General features: G+C 58.1%; 27 protein-coding genes and 1 pseudogene. 14 read left to right on the top strand and 14 right to left on the bottom strand.

Going from position 1 to position 17,824, the window contains the following annotated elements; all coding sequences use genetic code 11:
• The first annotated feature begins 4 nt into the window (after positions 1-4).
• From ACQ86N_RS29945 to ACQ86N_RS29890, 12 genes are all read left to right on the top strand, one after another.
• The gene (locus tag ACQ86N_RS29945) at positions 5-385 is read left to right on the top strand and encodes a hypothetical protein (protein ID WP_431210244.1); all 381 of its coding nucleotides are present in this window, start codon (positions 5-7) and stop codon (positions 383-385) included.
• A complete protein-coding gene (locus ACQ86N_RS29940; protein ID WP_431210243.1) occupies positions 333-1,253 on the top strand; it encodes a TolC family protein in 921 nt (306 codons plus the stop codon). The genes ACQ86N_RS29945 and ACQ86N_RS29940 overlap by 53 nt, the downstream gene beginning before the upstream one ends.
• Positions 1,254-1,259: 6 nt before the next feature.
• Positions 1,260-1,586: an efflux RND transporter periplasmic adaptor subunit gene (locus ACQ86N_RS29935; protein ID WP_431210242.1), complete on the top strand. Its 327-nt coding sequence runs from the start codon at positions 1,260-1,262 to the stop codon at positions 1,584-1,586.
• A gap of 23 nt (positions 1,587-1,609) precedes the next feature.
• Positions 1,610-1,798: a hypothetical protein gene (locus ACQ86N_RS29930; RefSeq protein WP_431210241.1), complete on the top strand. Its 189-nt coding sequence runs from the start codon at positions 1,610-1,612 to the stop codon at positions 1,796-1,798.
• Positions 1,798-2,052: an efflux RND transporter periplasmic adaptor subunit gene (locus tag ACQ86N_RS29925; RefSeq protein WP_431210240.1), complete on the top strand. Its 255-nt coding sequence runs from the start codon at positions 1,798-1,800 to the stop codon at positions 2,050-2,052. The genes ACQ86N_RS29930 and ACQ86N_RS29925 overlap by 1 nt, the downstream gene beginning before the upstream one ends.
• The gene (locus ACQ86N_RS29920; protein WP_431210239.1) at positions 2,007-2,354 is read left to right on the top strand and encodes a hypothetical protein; all 348 of its coding nucleotides are present in this window, start codon (positions 2,007-2,009) and stop codon (positions 2,352-2,354) included. Before ACQ86N_RS29925 ends, ACQ86N_RS29920 begins: the two co-directional genes overlap by 46 nt.
• Before the next feature lie 4 nt (positions 2,355-2,358).
• On the top strand, positions 2,359-2,583 hold the full coding sequence (locus ACQ86N_RS29915; protein ID WP_431210238.1) for a heavy metal-binding domain-containing protein: 225 nt from the start codon (positions 2,359-2,361) through the stop codon (positions 2,581-2,583).
• Positions 2,584-2,651: 68 nt separating this feature from the next.
• Positions 2,652-3,575 carry an efflux RND transporter periplasmic adaptor subunit gene (locus ACQ86N_RS29910; RefSeq protein WP_431217655.1) on the top strand — a complete coding sequence of 308 codons (924 nt, stop codon included), beginning with the start codon at positions 2,652-2,654 and terminating at the stop codon, positions 3,573-3,575.
• Between the two features lie 11 nt (positions 3,576-3,586).
• Complete coding sequence (locus ACQ86N_RS29905) at positions 3,587-4,990, top strand: heavy metal translocating P-type ATPase (RefSeq protein WP_431210237.1); 1,404 nt, start codon at positions 3,587-3,589, stop codon at positions 4,988-4,990.
• Entirely contained in the window at positions 4,984-5,232 is a 249-nt protein-coding gene (locus tag ACQ86N_RS29900) for an HAD family hydrolase (RefSeq protein WP_431210236.1), read from the top strand. The genes ACQ86N_RS29905 and ACQ86N_RS29900 overlap by 7 nt, the downstream gene beginning before the upstream one ends.
• The gene (locus ACQ86N_RS29895; protein WP_431210235.1) at positions 5,229-5,573 is read left to right on the top strand and encodes a hypothetical protein; all 345 of its coding nucleotides are present in this window, start codon (positions 5,229-5,231) and stop codon (positions 5,571-5,573) included. Before ACQ86N_RS29900 ends, ACQ86N_RS29895 begins: the two co-directional genes overlap by 4 nt.
• 221 nt (positions 5,574-5,794) lie before the next feature.
• A complete protein-coding gene (locus ACQ86N_RS29890; RefSeq protein ID WP_431210234.1) occupies positions 5,795-6,127 on the top strand; it encodes a four-helix bundle copper-binding protein in 333 nt (110 codons plus the stop codon).
• A gap of 8 nt (positions 6,128-6,135) precedes the next feature.
• Here the strand turns inward: ACQ86N_RS29890 and ACQ86N_RS29885 are convergent, their stop codons facing one another.
• The 14 genes and pseudogenes from ACQ86N_RS29885 to ACQ86N_RS29820 form a co-directional block, all read right to left on the bottom strand.
• Entirely contained in the window at positions 6,136-6,474 is a 339-nt protein-coding gene (locus ACQ86N_RS29885) for an MFS transporter (protein WP_431210233.1), read from the bottom strand.
• Positions 6,475-6,574: 100 nt separating this feature from the next.
• Positions 6,575-7,303 (bottom strand): MFS transporter, encoded by a 729-nt coding sequence (locus ACQ86N_RS29880; RefSeq protein ID WP_431210232.1) that lies wholly within the window; start codon positions 7,301-7,303, stop codon positions 6,575-6,577.
• Between the two features lie 120 nt (positions 7,304-7,423).
• On the bottom strand, positions 7,424-8,230 hold the full coding sequence (locus ACQ86N_RS29875; RefSeq protein WP_431210231.1) for an efflux RND transporter periplasmic adaptor subunit: 807 nt from the start codon (positions 8,228-8,230) through the stop codon (positions 7,424-7,426).
• Positions 8,179-8,394 (bottom strand): hypothetical protein, encoded by a 216-nt coding sequence (locus ACQ86N_RS29870; protein ID WP_431210230.1) that lies wholly within the window; start codon positions 8,392-8,394, stop codon positions 8,179-8,181. Before ACQ86N_RS29870 ends, ACQ86N_RS29875 begins: the two co-directional genes overlap by 52 nt.
• A gap of 4 nt (positions 8,395-8,398) precedes the next feature.
• The gene (locus ACQ86N_RS29865) at positions 8,399-9,208 is read right to left on the bottom strand and encodes an efflux RND transporter permease subunit (protein ID WP_431210229.1); all 810 of its coding nucleotides are present in this window, start codon (positions 9,206-9,208) and stop codon (positions 8,399-8,401) included.
• A 142-nt stretch (positions 9,209-9,350) separates the two neighbouring features.
• Positions 9,351-9,950: pseudogene (locus ACQ86N_RS29860) on the bottom strand (hypothetical protein); the annotation flags it as partial.
• A gap of 5 nt (positions 9,951-9,955) precedes the next feature.
• On the bottom strand, positions 9,956-11,524 hold the full coding sequence (locus ACQ86N_RS29855) for an efflux RND transporter permease subunit (protein ID WP_431210228.1): 1,569 nt from the start codon (positions 11,522-11,524) through the stop codon (positions 9,956-9,958).
• A gap of 161 nt (positions 11,525-11,685) precedes the next feature.
• Complete coding sequence (locus ACQ86N_RS29850) at positions 11,686-12,894, bottom strand: TolC family protein (RefSeq protein WP_431210227.1); 1,209 nt, start codon at positions 12,892-12,894, stop codon at positions 11,686-11,688.
• 62 nt (positions 12,895-12,956) lie between these two features.
• Entirely contained in the window at positions 12,957-14,120 is a 1,164-nt protein-coding gene (locus ACQ86N_RS29845) for a sensor histidine kinase (RefSeq protein ID WP_431210226.1), read from the bottom strand.
• A 55-nt stretch (positions 14,121-14,175) separates the two neighbouring features.
• Positions 14,176-14,628: a response regulator transcription factor gene (locus tag ACQ86N_RS29840; protein WP_431210225.1), complete on the bottom strand. Its 453-nt coding sequence runs from the start codon at positions 14,626-14,628 to the stop codon at positions 14,176-14,178.
• The gene (locus ACQ86N_RS29835; protein ID WP_431210224.1) at positions 14,625-14,849 is read right to left on the bottom strand and encodes a response regulator; all 225 of its coding nucleotides are present in this window, start codon (positions 14,847-14,849) and stop codon (positions 14,625-14,627) included. The genes ACQ86N_RS29840 and ACQ86N_RS29835 overlap by 4 nt, the downstream gene beginning before the upstream one ends.
• Positions 14,850-14,891: 42 nt before the next feature.
• On the bottom strand, positions 14,892-15,788 hold the full coding sequence (locus ACQ86N_RS29830) for an RNA polymerase sigma factor (RefSeq protein ID WP_431210223.1): 897 nt from the start codon (positions 15,786-15,788) through the stop codon (positions 14,892-14,894).
• 80 nt (positions 15,789-15,868) lie between these two features.
• Complete coding sequence (locus ACQ86N_RS29825) at positions 15,869-16,126, bottom strand: hypothetical protein (RefSeq protein WP_431210222.1); 258 nt, start codon at positions 16,124-16,126, stop codon at positions 15,869-15,871.
• 3 nt (positions 16,127-16,129) lie between these two features.
• Positions 16,130-16,417 carry a YciI family protein gene (locus ACQ86N_RS29820; protein WP_431217654.1) on the bottom strand — a complete coding sequence of 96 codons (288 nt, stop codon included), beginning with the start codon at positions 16,415-16,417 and terminating at the stop codon, positions 16,130-16,132.
• Positions 16,418-16,579: 162 nt separating this feature from the next.
• Between ACQ86N_RS29820 and ACQ86N_RS29815 the strand changes: the two genes are divergently transcribed.
• On the top strand, positions 16,580-17,134 hold the full coding sequence (locus ACQ86N_RS29815; protein WP_431210221.1) for a carboxymuconolactone decarboxylase family protein: 555 nt from the start codon (positions 16,580-16,582) through the stop codon (positions 17,132-17,134).
• Positions 17,135-17,145: 11 nt separating this feature from the next.
• Positions 17,146-17,607: a carboxymuconolactone decarboxylase family protein gene (locus ACQ86N_RS29810; RefSeq protein WP_431210220.1), complete on the top strand. Its 462-nt coding sequence runs from the start codon at positions 17,146-17,148 to the stop codon at positions 17,605-17,607.
• The last annotated feature ends 217 nt before the right edge of the window (positions 17,608-17,824 follow it).

Raw genomic sequence — 17,824 nt, 5'->3', positions numbered from 1 at the left:
GACTATGAAAAAAATAGTGGTGATCCTGGGATTGTTTGGTTTTGGTATTGCCCGTGGGCAGGAGACGATGGGGCTGGACAGTGTTTTTGCGGTGATCGGGCGCAGCCATCCGGCGCTGCGGTCTTCTGATGCGCTTGCGCGTTCGCTGGATGAAAGTGCGAAAGGGGCGCGGACATGGGAGGCGCCGCAGGTGAGCATGGGATGGTGGATGACGCCTTATGATCCGTCGTTGTGGAAGCGGCAGAGAGATGGCGCATCGGGGATCGGGCAGTATATGGTGTCGGCAGAGCAGATGCTGCCGAACAGGCGTCGCCAGGATGCAGAGGGGGTATATGCGGGGCATGTCGGCGGTGGAGCGGGAGAGGAAAGGGGCGACGGCCAATGAGCTGTATGCGGGAGCGGGAAGGGCGTATTATCAGTGGGTAGTAGCGGAGCACCGGATGGGAGTACTGGACGAGGATGCAAAGCTGCTGGACTTTATGATAAAGGATGCGGAGCTGCGGTATAAGAATAATCTGGGAAAGATAGGGGCGTATTATAAGGCGAAGGCGGCGATTGGGAGGCTGGAGGACCGGCGGATCGGGTTGGAGAACGATGTGGAGCAGGCTCGGATCGCGCTGAATACGCTGATGAACCGGGACAAGGCGATGGTCTTTTACGTGGATACTTCGGCGATAGCCGTGGATATGGCGGCGCCTGCCATGGACAGTGCGGGTTTACGGGAGCGTCGGAGCGATATACGGGCGGTGGATGCCAATATCCGGCTCGCGGGACTTGAGCTGGAGGCGGAGCGGACGAAGCTGCGGCCGGAATGGGGGCTTCGGTACGATCACATGTTTGGCTTTGGCGGGACACCGATGGAGTATACGCTGATGGCTACGGTGAGGCTGCCGATGTTGTCGTGGTCTTCGCGTGCGACGAAGGCGAATGTGGAGAGTTTGAAGTGGAAGGCGAGGTCGTTGGAAGACGAGCGGCAGGCGATGGTGAACGAGGCGATGGGGGCGGCGTATGCCCTGCAGCGGGCGCTGGTGGCGAAGCGGCGGCAGGTGAGGGTGCTGGAGGAGGAGGTGCTGCCGGCGTTGCGGAAGAATTTTCAGACGCTGGAACTGGCGTATGAGCAGAATGAGGAGGAGCTGTTGACAGTGTATGATGCGTGGGAGGCGCTGGACGGAACGCTGATGGAGTATTGGGATGATGTAGAGAAGGTGCTGCTGATGCAGGTGGAATTAAAAAAAGTGATTGAGTCAAAATAAGTAGTTATGAGCAAGAATTGGGTTTATATCGGTTTGCTGGTGACGGTGGGGTGTGGGCAGAGGAAGTCCGGTGGTGGGGCAGTTGCGAGGGAATCGGGTATGAAGGAGATGGTGACGGCGGTTCGCCGGGATACGGTGCGGCCTGAGTTGCCGGCGCTGGGGGCGGTGGGCTATGACATGCGGAGGGTCAGCACGATTGCGGCGCGGGTGTCGGGACGGATCGAGAGATTGTATGTGCATTACCGTTATCAGCACGTACATGCGGGCGAGCGGATCATGGAGCTGTATAGTCCGGAGCTGGCGGCGGGGAGCAGGACCTGCTGTTCCTGTTGAAGAGTGACGCGGGGAATAGTGGGATGATTGCCGCGGCCAGGGAGCGGCTGAGGCTGCTCGGGGTGAGCGCGGAGCAACTGGCGTTGGTGGAGCGGAGCGGCCGGCCGTCGGCCGTCCTGGGAGTGTATAGCAATTACTCGGGGCATATCCACGAGGCGGGGAACACGATGCCGGATGAGGGGGCGGGGTTGCTGTTGCGGGGGGCGGGGTAGTGGTTGCGGGGCCTTCGGGGATGACGGAGGAGCTGCCGGTGAAGGAAGGTATGTATGTGGAGAAGGGGCAGACGGTATTTCAGGTGTTCAATATGGACAGGAGCTGGGTGCTGTTGAAAGTATATCCTGGCGATGCGGGGCTGGTGAAGAAGGGGACTTTGTGCGGGTGGTGCCGGAGACAGCGCCGGAAAGGGCTTTTGATGGGAAGGTGGACGAGGTTCTGCCGGTGTATGGCAAGGAGGAGAAGGCGATGACGGTGCGGGTGTATTTTGACAACGGCCGGCGGGATATTCCTGTTGGGAGTCAGGTGAAGGCGACGATCTTTGCGGGGGCCGTGGCCGGGAACTGGTTGCCGGCATCGGCGGTGGTATCGTTGGGGTCGGACCGGGTGGTTTTTATTCGGGTGGCCGGACATTTTCGGGCGCGTAAGGTGGTGACGGGGATGGCGTCCAACAACAGGATACAGGTGCTGTCCGGGTTAGAGCCGGCGGATTCCGTGGCGGTGAATGCACAGTATTTGGTGGACAGCGAAGATCTTATAAAAGTAAACAAATAAGGGTATGCGTTATATAGTGATTTTTTTGGCTGCGGCGCTGTTTTTTGGGGCTTGCGGTACGAAGAAGAAAGAGGCCGCTGCTCCGGCGGCGGTACGCCCGGATACGATGTACACCTGCTCGATGCATCCGCAGGTGATGCAGGAGCGGCCGGGGGTCTGTCCTATCTGCGGGATGGTGCTGATCCCAGTGAAAAAAGCGTGGGCCTGGAGGATGGATCGGTGCATCTGAGCGACCAGCAGGTGCAGCTGGGGCATATTGTGCTGGACACCGTGGGGAGCGGTGCTATCGGGGACCGGATGGTGCTGTCGGGAACGGTGGCGGTCGACGAGACGGGGAGCAGCGCGGTGAGTGCGCGTCTTTCCGGTAGGGTCGAGCGCTTGTACGTCAGGGCCACGGGGGAGTATGTACATAAGGGACAGAAGTTGTTCGATCTGTATAGCGAAGAATTGAATACTGCGGAGCCGGAGTATTTGCTGGCGCTGGAACGGCAGGAGACCTTGCATAGCTCCGTGGTGGACCTGAAGCAATTGGCGGAGGCGGCGCGGAGCAAGTTATTGTTGTGGGGACTGAGCGAAGCGCAGGTAGCGGAACTGGCGCGGGTGCGCAAGCCGAAGCCTGTGACGTCTTTTTATAGCCTGGGCGATGGAGTGGTGGCGTCGGTGGAAAGCCACGAAGGGGATTATGTGGGCGCGGGGACGGTAGTGCTACGGCTGGCGGATCTGTCAAAGGTATGGGTGCAGGCGCAGGTGTATACGTCGCAGTTGTCGGAGTTGAGGCGCGATGCGGTGGTATTGGTGCGGCTGCCGGATATGCCGGGGAGGGAGTTTTCGGGTCGCATCGATTTTGTCAATCCGGAGGTGGACCCGTCGGCCAGGATCAATGGGGTACGGGTGGAGCTGAGGAATAAGGATGGAGTGTTGAAGCCGGGGATGGCGGCTGAGCTGATAGTGACCAACGGTGTGGGGCATTCGTTGATGTTGCCGGAAGCGGCGGTGATCCGTAGTGGGACGGGGGCTCTGGTTTGGGTGGAGGCCGGTCATAACCTTTTTCGTCCGGTGATGGTGGAGACGGGTGTGGAGAATGGGGGCCGGGTGGAGATCAGGAGTGGATTGAAGGAGGGTGATGTGGTGGTGACGGAGGGGGCGTATCTGGTGAACAGCGAGTATGTGTTCAAGCATGGGATGGATGCGATGGCGGGGATGGATAATATGAAAATGTAAAAAACAATTGTATGGAACATCAACATCATGAGGAGGTAATGCAGGCGCACGGTGGGCACGACCATCACGCGATGATGATCGCGGATTTTCGCCGGCGATTTTGGGTGGTAGTTGTGCTGACGGCGCCGGTGCTGGCTTTATCGCCGATGATCCAGCGCTGGCTGGGTGTGCATTGGGGCTTTGCGGGCTCGAGATATGTACTGGCAGGATTGTCGTCGGTCATCTTTTTTTACGGGGGCTGGCCTTTTTTGAAGGGTTGGCGGGACGAGATGCGGCCGTGGAACCCAGGGATGATGACGCTGATCGGCTTTGCGATCACGGTAGCATACGGTTACAGTATTGCGACGGTGGTAGGATTGAAGGGCATGGATTTCTTTTGGGAGCTGGCAACACTGATCGGGATCATGTTGCTGGGGCACTGGATCGAGATGCGGTCGGTGATGGGGGCGTCGAGGGAATTGGAGTTATTGGTACGGCTGATGCCGGATGAGGCTCACCTGGTGCATGGGGAACATATTATGGAAGTAAAAACGGCGGAGCTGAAAGCGGGCGATGTGGTCCTTGTGAAGCCTGGTGAGAAGATCGCAGCCGATGGGATGGTGGTGGACGGGGACAGCTATGTCGATGAGAGTTTGCTGACGGGTGAATCCCGGCCGGTGGATAAGAAAAAGGGGGATGGGGTGATCGCGGGAGCGGTAAACGGCAACGGCGCCTTGCGGGTAGAAGTTTCGCATGGGGCAAAGGATTCATATCTATCGCAGGTGGTGCGATTGGTAGAGGAAGCGCAGGGGACGAGGTCGAAGACGCAGCTGCTGGCGGATAAGGCGGCTCGTTGGCTGACGTTGATCGCGCTGGCGGCGGGGGTGGCGACGTTCTTTGCGTGGTATCTGTCCGGGCATGAGCCGGCGTTTGCGATAGAGCGGATGGTAACGGTGATCATTATTTGCTGTCCGCATGCGCTGGGGCTGGCGGTGCCGTTGGTGGTGGCGCGATCCACGGCCTTGTCGGCGCGTAACGGGCTGCTGATCCGTAACCGAACGGCGTTCGAGAATGCGCGAAAGATCACGACCCTGGTGTTTGATAAGACGGGGACGCTGACGGTAGGGAAATTCGAAGTGGTGAGGATACTGGTATGGGGTCATGGATTGCCGGAGAAGGAATTGTTGCGGCTGGCGGCGGGGTTGGAACAAAGCTCGGAACATCCGATAGCGACGGGCATTGTCCGGAAGGCTTCGGCGATGGGAGCGGTAGCACCTTTGGTAGAAAGTTTCAGGGCGCTGACCGGTGAAGGCGTAGAGGGCCGGATCGATGGGCAGATGGTACGGGTGGTGGGACCCGGATATCTCCGGGGACATGGAATAGGGTTGCCGGAGGGGTTTGCGCCGGCAGCGGGGAAACGGGTGTTTTTGTGCTGAAGGATGATGTACCGGCGGGTTATATTGCACTGGCGGATAAGTTGCGGCCCGAATCGGCAGACGCGATCAGGTCATTGCACGATAATGGTATCCGGTGTGTGCTGCTGACGGGCGACAATGAGGCGGTGGCGGACGGGGTGAGCAGGACGCTGGGGATGGATGGGTATTTTGCAGGTGTGCTACCGCATGAGAAGCAGGAGAAGATAAAGGAACTGCAGGGCAGGGGGAATTCGTGGCGATGACGGGGGATGGCGTGAACGATGCTCCGGCGCTGGCGCAGGCAGATATTGGGATTGCGGTAGGATCGGGGTCGGATATTGCGGCGGAGACGGCTGGGATCATATTGGTGAACAACAATCCGGTGGATGTGGTGAAGCTCATTCTTTTTGGGAAGGCAACGTACAGGAAGATGGTGCAGAACCTGGCCTGGGCGACGGGATACAATGCCGTGGCGATGCCGTTGGCGGCGGGGGTGTTGTATCAGGCGGGGATCTTGTTGAGTCCGGCAATGGGGGCGGTGCTGATGAGTGCGAGTACGGTGGTAGTAGCAGTGAATGCGGGGTTGTTGAAAGTTAAAGGCTGAGCCTGGAGCTTTTTGAGCATGCCTGGTACCTGGGCGACCAGGACGGGCGCAGAAAAAGTAGCGCCATTTTCTCCCATGGTAGTTGGGTTTGCGGACAGGGCGTAGATGGACAATAGACAGAGGAGCCATTTCATGTTTTAAAGGTAGTGAATTTAACTGGGCCTGGGTGTTGCGGAAGAGGGTATGGGTTTTGCATTGCTGAAGGTCTAAATCGATTTGTTATGAATTACCACGATTATCAGAAATGTATCGATGCGTGTCTGCGGTGTGCGGCGTTGTGTAATCACTGTGCTTCGTCGTGTTTGCAGGAGAAGGATCTGAAAAAGATGTCGTGGTGTATCCAGCTGGACATGGAGTGTGCGGCGGTGTGTTATGGTGCGGCGCAGTTGATGAGTCTGGGTAGCTCGCGGGCGGGGCAGTTTTGCCGGATGTGTGCGGAGGTTTGTCAGGAGTGTGCCGCGGAGTGTGGGAAGCACGACAATCCACACTGTCAGGAATGCGCGAAGGCCTGCCGGGAGTGTGCGGAGGCGTGTATGCATATGAAGGCGGCGTAGTGCGGGGATTATTCCGTGGGAACTGTCATCCAGATATAGAAGAGTACGGCTAGTGACGTCGCGGCGGTGATGAGGAAAGCGGCGGTGGCGTTGTATTCTGTCCAGATCCAGCCGGTGAGGGTGCTGGCCAGCAGGGTGCAGATACTTTGGAGGGCGGTGTAGGTGCCGATGGCGGTGGCGGTCTCCGTCGGGGGAACGATGTTGGAGATCCATGCTTTTGTGATGCCTTCGGTGGCGGCGGCGTAGAGGCCGTAGAGGAAGAATAGTAAGAGATACCATGACCAGCCGCCGGCGTGGGCCATGCCGGCATAGACGAGTGTGAAGAGGAGCAGGCCGGCGAGGAACACTTTTTGAGGCCGATGCGGTCGGCGAGTCCTCCGAAGGGGAAGGCGGCGAGGGCGTAGATCACGTTGTAGAAGACGTAGATGCCGATGGTGGCGGTGTCTTTCAGGCCGGACTGTTTGGTGCGGAGGAGGAGAAAGACGTCCGAGCTGTTGGCGAGGGTGAAGACCCAGAGGCCGATGACGAGCTTCCGGTAGGACCGGGGGCTTTTTTTATGTAGCTCAGGAAGGAGAAGAAGGATGTCCCGGGCTTTTTTGTTTGTGCGGGTTTGGGTTGTTCTTTTTTTAAGAGATAGGTGAGGAGGATGGCGAGGACGCCGGGGACAAAGGAGATGATAAACAGCCAGCGGTAGCGGCCGGGGTTATAGTATAGCCATGCCAGTGCGAGGAGGGGACCGATGACGGCGCCGGTGGTATCCATGGAGCGGTGGAAGCCGAAGACGCGGCCTTTAGTGGCTGGGGTGGCCTGGTCGGAAAGGAGGGCGTCCCCGGCGCCGGTGCGGATGCCTTTGCCAAGGCGTTCGATGGTGCGGGCGAAGAAGATCCAGAGGGGGTAGGCGAAGGCGGCGAGCATGGGCTTTGAGATCGCGCTGAGTCCATACCCGAGTCGGATGAAGGGGATGCGTTTGCCCGTCTGGTCGGAGCGTTGTCCGAAATAGCCTTTGCTGAGGCCGGCGGTTGCTTCGGCGAGGCCTTCGAGGAGTCCGATGACGACTGCGGTGAATCCGATGCTGCGGAGGTACAGGGGCATGACGGGATAGAGCATCTCGCTGGCTATATCGGTGCAGAGGCTGACCAGGGATAATACCCATATCGTTCGGGTCAGGTATTTCATTTTGTTAGTGTGCTAGTTTCCAGTATGCGAAGGTACCGGGTTTTCGTTCATCGGTAGCCTTGGTGAGGAGGGTGTCGCCGGGTTGGAGGTCACCGAAGACTTCGACGCCACTGTCGGTGGTCAAGCCCGGCGGACGTCGATGTATTGGGCTTTGCCGTCGTGGACGCGGATGACGAATTTGCGTTCGAGGGTGGTGGCGATGGCGGTGGGTGGCAGGATTATTGAGGGTGCGCCGCGGCCGAGGCTGAGGCGGGCGTAGACGAAGGCGCCGGCTTTGAGGAGGTGCCGGCGGTTGTCGACGTCGTACTCCCACAGTTCGGTGCGGGTGGCGGGGTCGATGGTTTCGGTCTTGCGGGTGAGGGTACCGGTAAAGCGTTGCTGCGGCCAGGCGTCGACGGAGAAAGAGAGGTCTTTTTTGCCGGTGGCGGCGGCGACGTATGTTTCGGGGACGGATATGCGCAGACGGAGCGTGTTGTTATCCTGTACGGTGAGGAGCATGGTGCTGGCGCTGACGAGGGCGCCGGGGTCGGCTTTGCGGGCGATGACTATGCCGTCGAAGGGGGCGGTGATATAGAGATAGCCGGATACTTCTTTATAGGCTTTGGACTGTTGTTTGGCGGCTTCCCATGAGGCGCTGTCGGCGGCCATCTGGTCGTGGCTGTTTACCAACTCCACGGGTGCGACGATGCCGGGTGATTCGCTTTGCGAGGCCTGGTAGAGGCGCTGATATTTGTCTTTGCTGGCGGTGTATTTGGAGAGGGCGGAAGCCAGTGCGGCCTGAGACGCGGATACCTGGGTGTTGACTTCGGGGGCTTCGAGGATCGCGAGGGTCTGGCCCTTGTGGATGCGGTCGCCGATGTCGACTTTCATTTCTCTTACATACCCCTGGACTTTGGCGAACAGGTCGGTCTGGAGCCGGGGCTGCAATTCGCCGGGGAGGTCGACGCTTTTTTCAGCGTGTCGGTGTGGAGGAGGAAGACGGGGACAGTGTCCTGCGCGGGGGTGGTTGCAGCAGGGTTGGACGTGCTGGTCGACTGGCCGCAGGAGTTGAGCAGCGATGTAAGGATGACGAGGAAAAGAATATTACGCATGTTTTTAGTTGGTTTGAGTATCGTCGGGATAGAGAGATACGGGTTTATAGGTCTTCCGGCCGGCCAGCCATTGGTAGGTATGGGGGAGGAAGAAGAGTACGCCGGGGGCGGAGAAGAGCAGGCCGCCGATAACGGCGATGCCCAGGGGCGCGGTTTGGTCGCCGCCTTCGGTGAGGCCGAGGGCCATCGGGATCATACCGGCGATCATGGCTACGCTGGTCATGAGGATGGGGCGGAGGCGGTGTCCCGCGGCCTCGAGATGGGCGCCGGGCGTGGCTGTCCGCCGGAGTTGTTCTGCGTTGGTGATGAACAGCACGGAGTTGGCGATGGCGACGCCGACAGCCATGATGGCGCCCATATAGGATTGGATGTTGAGGGTATTGCGGGTGATGAATAGTAAGAACAATGATCCCGCGACGACGGCGGGGATGACGGACAGTGTGGCGAGGGCGACGCGGAAGGACTGGAAGTAGATGGCCATCGCCAGGAAGATGACGACGATGGCGATGATGAGGCCGAATTGCAAACTTTGGAGGGTTTGCTGCAGGAGGTCGGCCTGTCCGCGGAGGAGGATGCGGGCGCCGTTGGGCTGTTTGCCCATGCCGGTGATGATGTCGCGGATTTTTTTGTAGGTCGCGCCGCGGTCTTTTTGCGCGATATTGGCGGTGATGGTGATATAGCGTTGTTGGTTGAGGCGGTCGTATTCGCCGGGAACGGTAGTGCGGTTCCAGGTGGAGAGTTCGCCGAGATAGTGTGTTTGTTTGCCGGAAGCGGAGGAGACCGGGATGGCTTCGAGTTTGGCGGTGCTGTTCATTTGATAGCACTGGGTACTGTACCTGTACCTGGTAGGCCGTGCCGGTGGTCCTGTCGAGCCAGTAGCTGGGGGCGGTGAAGCGGGAGGAAGATGTGGCGGCTACCGTGGAGCGGGCGATTTCATCTCCGGTGACGCCCAACTGGCCGGCGCGCATGCGGTCGACGTCCAATTTGATGGCGGGGTAGTTGAGTGGGGTGGCTATTTGGAGGTCGCGAAGTTCGGGTAGTGTGGCGAGCCGTTGCATCAGGGTATTTGCGGTCTTCTGCCCCTGGTCGAGGTTGCGGTTGGCGACGGCTATCTCGATGGGGTTGGTGCTGCCGAGGTTGAGAACCTGTTCCACCTGGTCGCCGGGCTCGAAGGAGAGTTTGGCTTTCGGCAGGGTTTTGGCGGCCGCGGCGCGTAGCCGTTCGCGAAAATCGGCGATTGGCATTGCTCCCGGCTTTAGCTTGATCTTTGTGACGGATTCGTGGGGGCCGCCGGTCCAGAGGAAGATGAGATTGACGGGATAACTGGAGGGCTGGGTGCCGATGAAGGCGGAGCTAATCTCCACGTTGCCTTTGCCGGCGATGCTGTCGGCCAGCGTCAGCAGGGTGCGGGTGGCGTCTTCGGTGCGCTCGAAACGGGTGCCTACGGGAGGCGTAGCCGTACCTGGGCACGGCCGCTGTCGGTGTCGGGGAAGAGTTGGGTGCCGGTAATTCGGAAAAGGACTGCGACGAGGATTAGAGCGCCTGCCAAAAAGGATGGTGGTCAGGGCAAAGCGGTTTTGAAGCCGCTTGCCCGACCGGGTGTACCAGGCCCGGAACCTGGTGAAGGGGTGGTTTTTCGACTATCGGTGGGTATGTGGTGCCGGAGGAACCAGTTGGATACGACCGGGACAAAAGTTTGAGACAGCAGGAAGGATGCGATCATGGCGAAGCCTACGGCCAGTGACAGGGGAAGAAAGAGGGCTCTGGGTACGCCGTTCATAAACAGTGCAGGAACGAATACGGCGAGGATAGAGAGCAGAATGAGGAGTTTGGGGGCAGCGATCTCGAGGGCTGCGTCGGCGATGGCGCGGGCCTTGTCCTTGCCTTTCTCCTGATGCCGGTGGATGTTCTCAATCGTGACGGTGGCTTCGTCGACGAGGATGCCGACGGCGAGGGCCAGGCCGCCGAGGGTCATGATATTGATGGTCTGGCCGCAGAGGTAAAGTGCGGTGGCGGCGGAGAGCAGGGCCAGTGGGATGGTCATGATCACGATGAGGCCGCTGCGAAAATCCTTTAAGAATAACAGAACCACCAGGCCGGTGAGGAGGGCGCCCAGGCCGCCTTCGAACATCAGGCTTTTGAGGGAGTTGATGACGTAGCCGGACTGGTCGAACTCATAGCTGACCTTTATATCGGCGGGGATCGCGGCCTGCATATCGGGAAGGGCGGCTTTGACGCGTTGTACCACCTCCCAGGTGGAGGCGTCGGCGCGTTTGGTAACGGGGATGTATACCGAGCGTTTGCCGTTGATCAACGCGTAGCTGGTGGTAATGTCGGCGCCGAGGCTGACGGTGGCGACGTCGCGCAGGTAGACAGACGGGCCGCTGCCGAGCTGGAGGGGAACTTTCTGAAGGTCCTGGGCGTCTTCGATGACGCTGTTCTGCGGCGTGAGCCAGGTAGTATCGCCGATGCTGACGTTGCCGGCGGGCGTGATGCTGTTGAATTTGACGAGGGACTGCACGACCTGGTCCGGTGAAAGATGGTAGTCCTGTAGTTTTTGCGGGTTGACGGTGACGACGACGGTCTTTTGGTTGCCGCCGAACGGGGGCGGTGCGCTTACGCCGGGGAGTGTGGCGAACATGGGCCGGACGCGGAATAGCGCGAGGTCGGAGATCTCCCCGAGTGATCGGGTGTCGGAGCTGAAGACGAGCTGGCCGACGGGGACGCTGCCGGCGTCGAAACGGGTGATGAAGGGGGAGACAGTGCCCGGCGGCATAAATGCGCGGGCGCGGTTGACATAGCCGACGACTTCCGCCATGGCCTGGCTCATGTCTGTGCCTTCGTTGAATTCAATTTTGATGATCGCGGCGCCCTGGACGCTTTTTGAATCGACGTATTTAACGCCGGTGATATATAGAAAATGGTATTCGTAATAGGAGGTGATGAAGCCTTCCATCTGGTCGGGGGAGAGGCCGCCGTAGGTCTGTGCGACGTAAACGGTAGGCAGGCCGAGTTTGGGGAAGATGTCGATCTTGCTATTTTGTATCGCCAGGACGGAGAAGAAGACGATGGCGATGACAGAGACCAGGATGGTGATGGGATGGCGTAGCGCGGATATGATGAGTTTCATGTTATTTCAATTGGTCGATGAAAAGGGTGAGGTTTCCTTTGGCTACGCCTATATCGAGTAAGGCCCGCCATACCTGGAGGTTGGCGTCGGCTTCGGTCATTTCCGCATTTAACAGCTGGTATTGTCCCTGGGTCAGGCGGGTGAAGTCTACCAGGCCGCTCTTATAGCTGAGTTCGAGGCCCCGCCAGGTATAGCCGGGCGGCTTTGGACTGGATGGGGGCTTCCGCGGCGACGAGGAGGTTTTGGCGGTAGTTGGACTCCGCGGTCTCGACTTGTCTTTTGAGATCGAGGTCGACCGGGCGAGCTGGTCTTTGTCGGCTTGGAGGAGGTTGTGGTATTGTCTTTTTTGGATGTTGACTTTTGTGAACTGGAGGATGGGGATGCTCAGCTGGAGGCCGGCGCCGAGATTGGTGCGGGAGAGTTGCCAGCCGCCGGCTTTTGTCGATGTTGCCGCCGGCGTCGATGCCGGAGCCGCGGGAATAGGCGTTGGCCCATAGGTCGAGGTGTGGTCGCCAGCCGCGCTGGATCTCTTTGAGGTTGGCGGCGCTCAGGGCGACCTGTGCACGGTAGTACTGATAAGTGGGGTTTTGTGCATAGGTGCCGGTGGTGTCGGGTTGTCCCGGTAGTTGCAGGGCCAGCGTGGTATCGGTGAGGCGGAGGTCTTCGGGGCGGTTGGGTAGTCCCGTGAGGCGGCAGAGTTCGAGGACCTGAGCGGTGTAAAGGCGTTGGGTGTTCAGGCGTTCCATGGTGGCCTGTGCGAGGAGGGACTGGAACTGTACGGTATCGAGGCCGGGGCGGAGTCCTTGTTTGGCCAGGACGAGGGATTGCCGGAGGCCGGTATTTGTGCGGTCGATATTGGCCTGTTGGGTGTTGAGTAGCCGTTGGAGATAAACGATGCTGATATACGTGAGGATGGCGGTATAGCGCTGCTGGAAGAGGGCGTTGTCGTAGGCGCTGGCTGAGAGTTTGAATTGGGCTGCGGCTTTTTCGACGGCGGCGGAGCGCTGGCCGAAGGTGATGGGTGTCCACTGGAGGTAGGCTGCGAGGGCGGTACCGGGGATCATCGTGTTGCTGCTGTGGGCGGCGACGGGGCCGGAGATGGGCATGAGCAGGCCGGGATAGCTCATGCCGGTGATATTGTTGTCGGTGGCGTAGCCTGCACGGTAGCCGCCGGTGAGGCTGGGGACGAGGGTGTTGCGGGCGAGGTCGGCGTTGTCTTTTACGGCGGCGGCCTGCTCTTTGTAGGCGTGGAGGCGCGGCTGTCCGGACTCGGCAAGGGTCAGGACCTCTTTTATGGACAGGGGGTGTTGCTGGGCCTGTAAGACCTGGCTGGTGAGGAGGCTGGCGGCGATGAGGACGAAGCGGGTCATTCTGCTGGCTTTCTTTGGGGACAAAGCTAGCCGCAGATTTGGAAAACATTTGGAAAGTTTTGTCAGGCGAAGGTGACGGTCAGCTGGTGGCGGCCGTCCTGACAGGTATAGCCGATATTATAGTGATATAGCTGGCCGATCTGGCGGACGAGGGCCAGGCCGAGGCCGGTGGTGCGGTTGTCGACGCGGCCTTTGCGAAACCGGTCGAAGAGGTGTTCGGGGTCGCCTTCGATGGCGGGGCCGGTGTTGGCTATTACCAGGGTTGTTTGGGTCAGGCGGATGTCGACGCGGCCGCCGGGGATGTTGTGGATATAGGCGTTGCGCAGGAGATTGTTGATAAGGATCTCGATGAGGGCGAGGTTAGCGGTGGTGTGTACGTCGGGCTGTATATCGGTGTTGGTCGTGGAGACCTCGTTCCCGTAGTAGTCTTTGAAGAACTGGGTCAGGCGTTCGACCAGTTGGGAGAGGTTGATGGTGGAGACTTCGGGGAACTGGCTATTTTCGATGCGGGTCAGCAGGAGGAGGTTCTTGTTCATCTGGCTGAGGCGTTCGTTGGCGTCGGTGATCTCCTGCAGCAGTTGGGCGCTTTCTTCGTTGAGGCCGGGGCTTTCGGCCAGCAGCTCGACCTTGCTGCGGATGATGGCGAGAGGGGTCTGGAGTTCGTGGGAAGCGTTTTCTGTGAACTGTTTTTGGTTGTGGTATGCCTGGTCTACGTTGCCGATCAGGGTTTGTAGCGTCTCGTTCAGCCGGTCGAACTCTTCGACGCCGGTGGTGGTGGCTGTCAGGGGAAGGGGTTTGTTGTGTCGTATGTCATAGTCGCGGATTGCGGTCATGGTGGTATAAAAAGGGGTCCATAGTTTGCGGGAGGCGGAACGGTTGACGACGATGATGGAGATGAGGAGTACCGCGAAAATGATCGCTTCGGCGGTGCCGACTTTGATCAGCAGATGGCGGTATTCTCTGTCGGATATATAGGTGGTGACGATGTAGGATTTGCCGTTTAGCTGGTGAGATTGTTTTAAGTAGGCGAGGTTTGCGGAGTCCGCGGTTATGTCTTCGGGTTGGGTTCCGGGTGTGATCTGATATTCTCCGGCGATCTGTGTGTGGAGGGTGTCGAGTATGAAGGCGTCCCAGGCGTTGTTTTGTTTGAGTTGCAACTGCTGGTGTTTCATGTGTCTGAAATGGCCCATGAGGATCAGGTATAAGAATACCGAGCCGGCGAGCATGACCAGGGGAGCCAGGTCAGGAGGTAACGGGTATTGCGTTGTTGGAGGGGTTGACTCATATGATGAGTTTGTAGCCGAGTCCATATACGGTCTGGATGATCTCGGGGCAGCCTTTTTCTTTTAGTTTCTTTTTCAGATTCTTGATATGGGAGTATACGAACTCCGGGCCGGGGGCCTGGTCGGACGGCCCGTCGTACAGGTGTTCGGCGATGGCCTGGCGGCTGACGACGCGGTTCTTGTTGGTGACGAGAAAGGTCAGGAGGTCGTATTCGATCTTGCTGAGCGGGACGGCCTGGCCTTCAGTAGTGACGGAGCGGGCGGCGAGGTCGATGTGTAAGACGTCGAGGTCGAGGGTGGTGTGGCCGTCGGCGTATTTGCGGCGGATGAGGGCTTTGACCCTGGCGCTGAGTTCGGGCAGGTGGAAGGGTTTGGTCAGGTAGTCGTCGGCGCCGTAGTCGAGGCCCATGATCTTATCGTCGAGGGAATTGCGGGCGGATATGATGATCACGCCGTCCTTTTTTTGTCTTCGCGAAGGTATCTTAAAAGTTGCAGGCCGCTGCCGCCGGGGAGGTTGATGTCGAGGATGATACAGTCGTAGGGGTTGTCCTCGATGCGCCGGAGGGCCTCGTTGTACGTGCTGACGCCCTCGCATAGGAACTGCTCCTTTTGGAAGTAGCGGGTGATGCTGTTGAGGAGACTGGGTTCATCTTCTATGACGAGTAGCTTCATGAGAGGCTTTGGGGCAAAGATAGATATGAATTTAGAAAGAATTTAGAGGGAGGGGAGGAGGCGTCGTATCTTGGCTTCGATGATGCGTCGTTCGGAGGCGGTCTGGCAGGTGTCGAGGGCCTGCTGGTAGCAGATGAAGGATTCTTCCGGGTTTGTTTCTTCGTAGAGCTGCCCTTTCAGGGTATAGTAGAAATGGTTGGTGGCGGGAAGGCCTGCCATTTCGTTGAGGGCAGCCGCGGCGTCTTCGGTCTTGTAGAGGGCGTAGATGCGGTTGAGGACGGAAGAGGGGGTGTAGTTGATCTGCAGCAGGAGGTCGTAGTGGTGGAGGATCTGCTGCCATTTTTCTCTGCTGTCGCCGGGCTGGCTATTGAAGAAGGCGATGCCGGCCTCGAGGTGGTAGGAACTGAGTTCGTTGCCGGTGGCGGAGCTTTCGAGGAATTCGACGCCTTTTGCGATGAGTGTCTGGTCCCACTGCCTGCTGTCCTGGTCGTCGTAGAGGATGAGGTCATTGGTTGGCGAGATCCGGGATTCAATCCTTGAAGAGTGGAAGCATATCAGCGCGATGAGGGCGTGGGTTTTCGGCGTATTGGTGTCGGGGTTGTCGCGAAGCATGAGGCCGAGGCTGAGGGCCTCGCTGCAGAGGTGTTTGCGAAGGATGGTGTCGTGGGAGGAAGAGTAGTAGCCTTCGTTGAACAGGAGATAGATAATATGCAGTACGTTGTCGAGCCGGGCGGGGATCTGGCCGGTTGGTGGCATTTCGAGCCGGAGCCGGAGATCCCTTAGTTTTTCCTTTGCGCGGAATAGGCGTTTGTTGATGGTGTCTTTGCCGGTGAAAAAGGCGCGGGCAATCTCTTCGATAGTAAAGCCGCAGAGTACTCTCAGGGCCGGGGCGATCTGGGCTTCGCTGGCAATGGCGGGGTCGCAAACGGCGAAGAGCATCTTTAGCTGGCTGTCGAAGACGGCGGCGGATGAGAAGTCGAAGTCCTCCGGAATGGAGTGTTCTTCGGGGGCGGATGTCTTTAGCTCGTTGAGTTTGCGTTCGTAAATCTTGTTCCTTCTGAAATATTGCCGGGCGTTGTTGAGCGCGACCTTGTAGAGCCATGCGGGGGATTGTCGGGCAGGCCATCTTTTTCCCAGCGTTGGGAGGCTTCGAGGAAGGCGGCGCTGACGAGGTCTTCGGCGAGCTGGATGTCGCCGAGCCCCATCCGGTTGCTGAAGACGGCAACCAGCCGCGAAAATTCCTTTCTGTACAGGTCTTTTATGGTATCTGTCAGCACTTGTTATCCGATGAAGAGGGGTCTGATTTCTACGCTTCCGCCGTAGTCGAGGGCTGGGCAGCCGTGGGCCAGGGTTATCGCTTCGTCGACGTCGGCGGCTTTTACGATCAGCAGACTACCGAGTTTCTCCTTGATCTCCACGAAGGGGCCGTCGGTGATGAGGCCTGCCGTCCTCAGGTACTTTTCCGGATGGGTCGAGGCGGATCGGGCTGTTGACGAGTCTACCCTGCATGGCGATGTTGCCGACCCAGTCCGTCCATTTTTTTGTAATGGCTTTAATGTTTTCGGGATTGCCCAGGGGCGTTTCCGGCTGGCGGAAGATGAGTGCGAATTCTTTCATGATACTATGATGCATGGGTTGGGAAATATTGGACAAAGCTAGCGGAAAATAATTTTTTCTCTTTGGGGTGTCCAATTCGTTGGGTTTGGTGCATCATTTACCAAAGTTATACTATGAGCAGTTTTCTTACGCCCATCGAACAGCCAGCGAGTCTGGCCATGCGGGAGATTTATGCCCGCAACCAGGAGAAGTTTGGCAAGATCATGACCGGGGTCAAGGTCTTTATTGCGAGGATGCCTATTGCGTTTTTCGATTTTTATACGACGGTAAGTGTGCTGGACAGAGAGCTGGAGCTTCCGGTGGATATTGTGCTGTTGCTTCGTCAGTACGTGGCGCAGCTGAATGTTTGTGAGTTCTGTATCGACACGAGCAGGTATGCCGCGATACTGGCTGAGATGGATGTGGCGAAATTCGACGATCTGGCGGATTATGGTTGCAGTCCGCTGTTTACGGACCAGGAGGTTGCGGCCCTGGACTACGCTTCGGCGCTGACCATTAATAAACATGTGGATCAGGAGGTGTTCGACGAGCTGGCCCGGCATTTTTCGGAACGGGAGATCTGCGAGATCGTGCATGTGGTGGCGACGGAACACCTGTACAATATCTCGAATCTCGGACTGAATATCCACTCGGATATGTTTTGCCGATTGCCTTCTGTTAAAAAATAAATATCGATTATATGAAACAAAGACTTAATGTCATGGAGAAGAGGACCAATGCCGTCAACGGGTTGGCACAGATCGGGAAATTTCTTATTCAGTCGCCGTTGGAGAACAGGATCCTCGACCTGGTGTATATGAGGGCCTCGCAGATCAATGGGTGTGCTATGTGTATGGAGATCCACTCGAAGGATCTGCTGGCTGAAGGGGAGGACCCGCAGCGGATATTTTTGCTGGATGCGTGGAGGGAGGCGCCTTTTTATTCTGAGAAGGAGCGGGCGGCGCTCGCGTATACGGAGGCGTTGACGAGGCTGGAGGGAAGTCAGGTGTCGGATGAAGTTTATGATGCGTTGAAACGGCATTTTTCGGACGAAGAGATTGTCGATCTGACGATGGGTATTGTGGCGATCAATGGTTTTAACCGGATCAATATAGCATTCGGGGCGCCTATCGGTACCTATACGGTTGGGCAGTTCCGGTAAGATCTTCATTTGTTCTTGTTATGTCAGGGCTGCCCTTTTGGGCGGCTCTTTTTATTGTGGGTTTTTCGGGGATTGGGGTGGCTTTTTTGGACGGTGAATTTTGGAGACATTCTGTTGTCGGGCCGGTTGATTTCGGACAGGAATTGTATCGGAAAGGTACACTAAGGAGTTGTTTCGGATGTCTATCGGGGTGATTATGAATAGGGTGTGCTTATGG

The sequence above is a fragment of the Puia sp. P3 genome (genome assembly GCF_050632245.1).
Classification (GTDB): Bacteria; Bacteroidota; Bacteroidia; order Chitinophagales; family Chitinophagaceae; genus Puia.
Note: the sequence above shows the minus strand (reverse complement) of the source record. Positions and strands in the feature narration are given on the sequence as shown.

Excerpts from the sequence above, each read along its gene's own strand:
- ACQ86N_RS29945 (WP_431210244.1), top strand. The coding sequence starts at position 5 with ATGAAAAAAATAGTGGTGATCCTGGGATTGTTTGGTTTTGGTATTGCC.
- ACQ86N_RS29940 (WP_431210243.1), top strand. The coding sequence starts at position 333 with ATGCGGGGCATGTCGGCGGTGGAGCGGGAGAGGAAAGGGGCGACGGCC.
- ACQ86N_RS29935 (WP_431210242.1), top strand. The coding sequence starts at position 1,260 with ATGAGCAAGAATTGGGTTTATATCGGTTTGCTGGTGACGGTGGGGTGT.
- ACQ86N_RS29930 (WP_431210241.1), top strand. The coding sequence starts at position 1,610 with ATGATTGCCGCGGCCAGGGAGCGGCTGAGGCTGCTCGGGGTGAGCGCG.
- ACQ86N_RS29915 (WP_431210238.1), top strand. The coding sequence starts at position 2,359 with ATGCGTTATATAGTGATTTTTTTGGCTGCGGCGCTGTTTTTTGGGGCT.
- ACQ86N_RS29910 (WP_431217655.1), top strand. The coding sequence starts at position 2,652 with ATGGTGCTGTCGGGAACGGTGGCGGTCGACGAGACGGGGAGCAGCGCG.
- ACQ86N_RS29905 (WP_431210237.1), top strand. The coding sequence starts at position 3,587 with ATGGAACATCAACATCATGAGGAGGTAATGCAGGCGCACGGTGGGCAC.
- ACQ86N_RS29895 (WP_431210235.1), top strand. The coding sequence starts at position 5,229 with ATGACGGGGGATGGCGTGAACGATGCTCCGGCGCTGGCGCAGGCAGAT.
- ACQ86N_RS29890 (WP_431210234.1), top strand. The coding sequence starts at position 5,795 with ATGAATTACCACGATTATCAGAAATGTATCGATGCGTGTCTGCGGTGT.
- ACQ86N_RS29880 (WP_431210232.1), bottom strand. The coding sequence starts at position 7,303 with ATGAAATACCTGACCCGAACGATATGGGTATTATCCCTGGTCAGCCTC.
- ACQ86N_RS29870 (WP_431210230.1), bottom strand. The coding sequence starts at position 8,394 with ATGCGTAATATTCTTTTCCTCGTCATCCTTACATCGCTGCTCAACTCC.
- ACQ86N_RS29865 (WP_431210229.1), bottom strand. The coding sequence starts at position 9,208 with ATGAACAGCACCGCCAAACTCGAAGCCATCCCGGTCTCCTCCGCTTCC.
- ACQ86N_RS29855 (WP_431210228.1), bottom strand. The coding sequence starts at position 11,524 with ATGAAACTCATCATATCCGCGCTACGCCATCCCATCACCATCCTGGTC.
- ACQ86N_RS29850 (WP_431210227.1), bottom strand. The coding sequence starts at position 12,894 with ATGACCCGCTTCGTCCTCATCGCCGCCAGCCTCCTCACCAGCCAGGTC.
- ACQ86N_RS29845 (WP_431210226.1), bottom strand. The coding sequence starts at position 14,120 with ATGCTCGCCGGCTCGGTATTCTTATACCTGATCCTCATGGGCCATTTC.
- ACQ86N_RS29835 (WP_431210224.1), bottom strand. The coding sequence starts at position 14,849 with ATGAAGCTACTCGTCATAGAAGATGAACCCAGTCTCCTCAACAGCATC.
- ACQ86N_RS29830 (WP_431210223.1), bottom strand. The coding sequence starts at position 15,788 with ATGCTCTTCGCCGTTTGCGACCCCGCCATTGCCAGCGAAGCCCAGATC.
- ACQ86N_RS29815 (WP_431210221.1), top strand. The coding sequence starts at position 16,580 with ATGAGCAGTTTTCTTACGCCCATCGAACAGCCAGCGAGTCTGGCCATG.
- ACQ86N_RS29810 (WP_431210220.1), top strand. The coding sequence starts at position 17,146 with ATGAAACAAAGACTTAATGTCATGGAGAAGAGGACCAATGCCGTCAAC.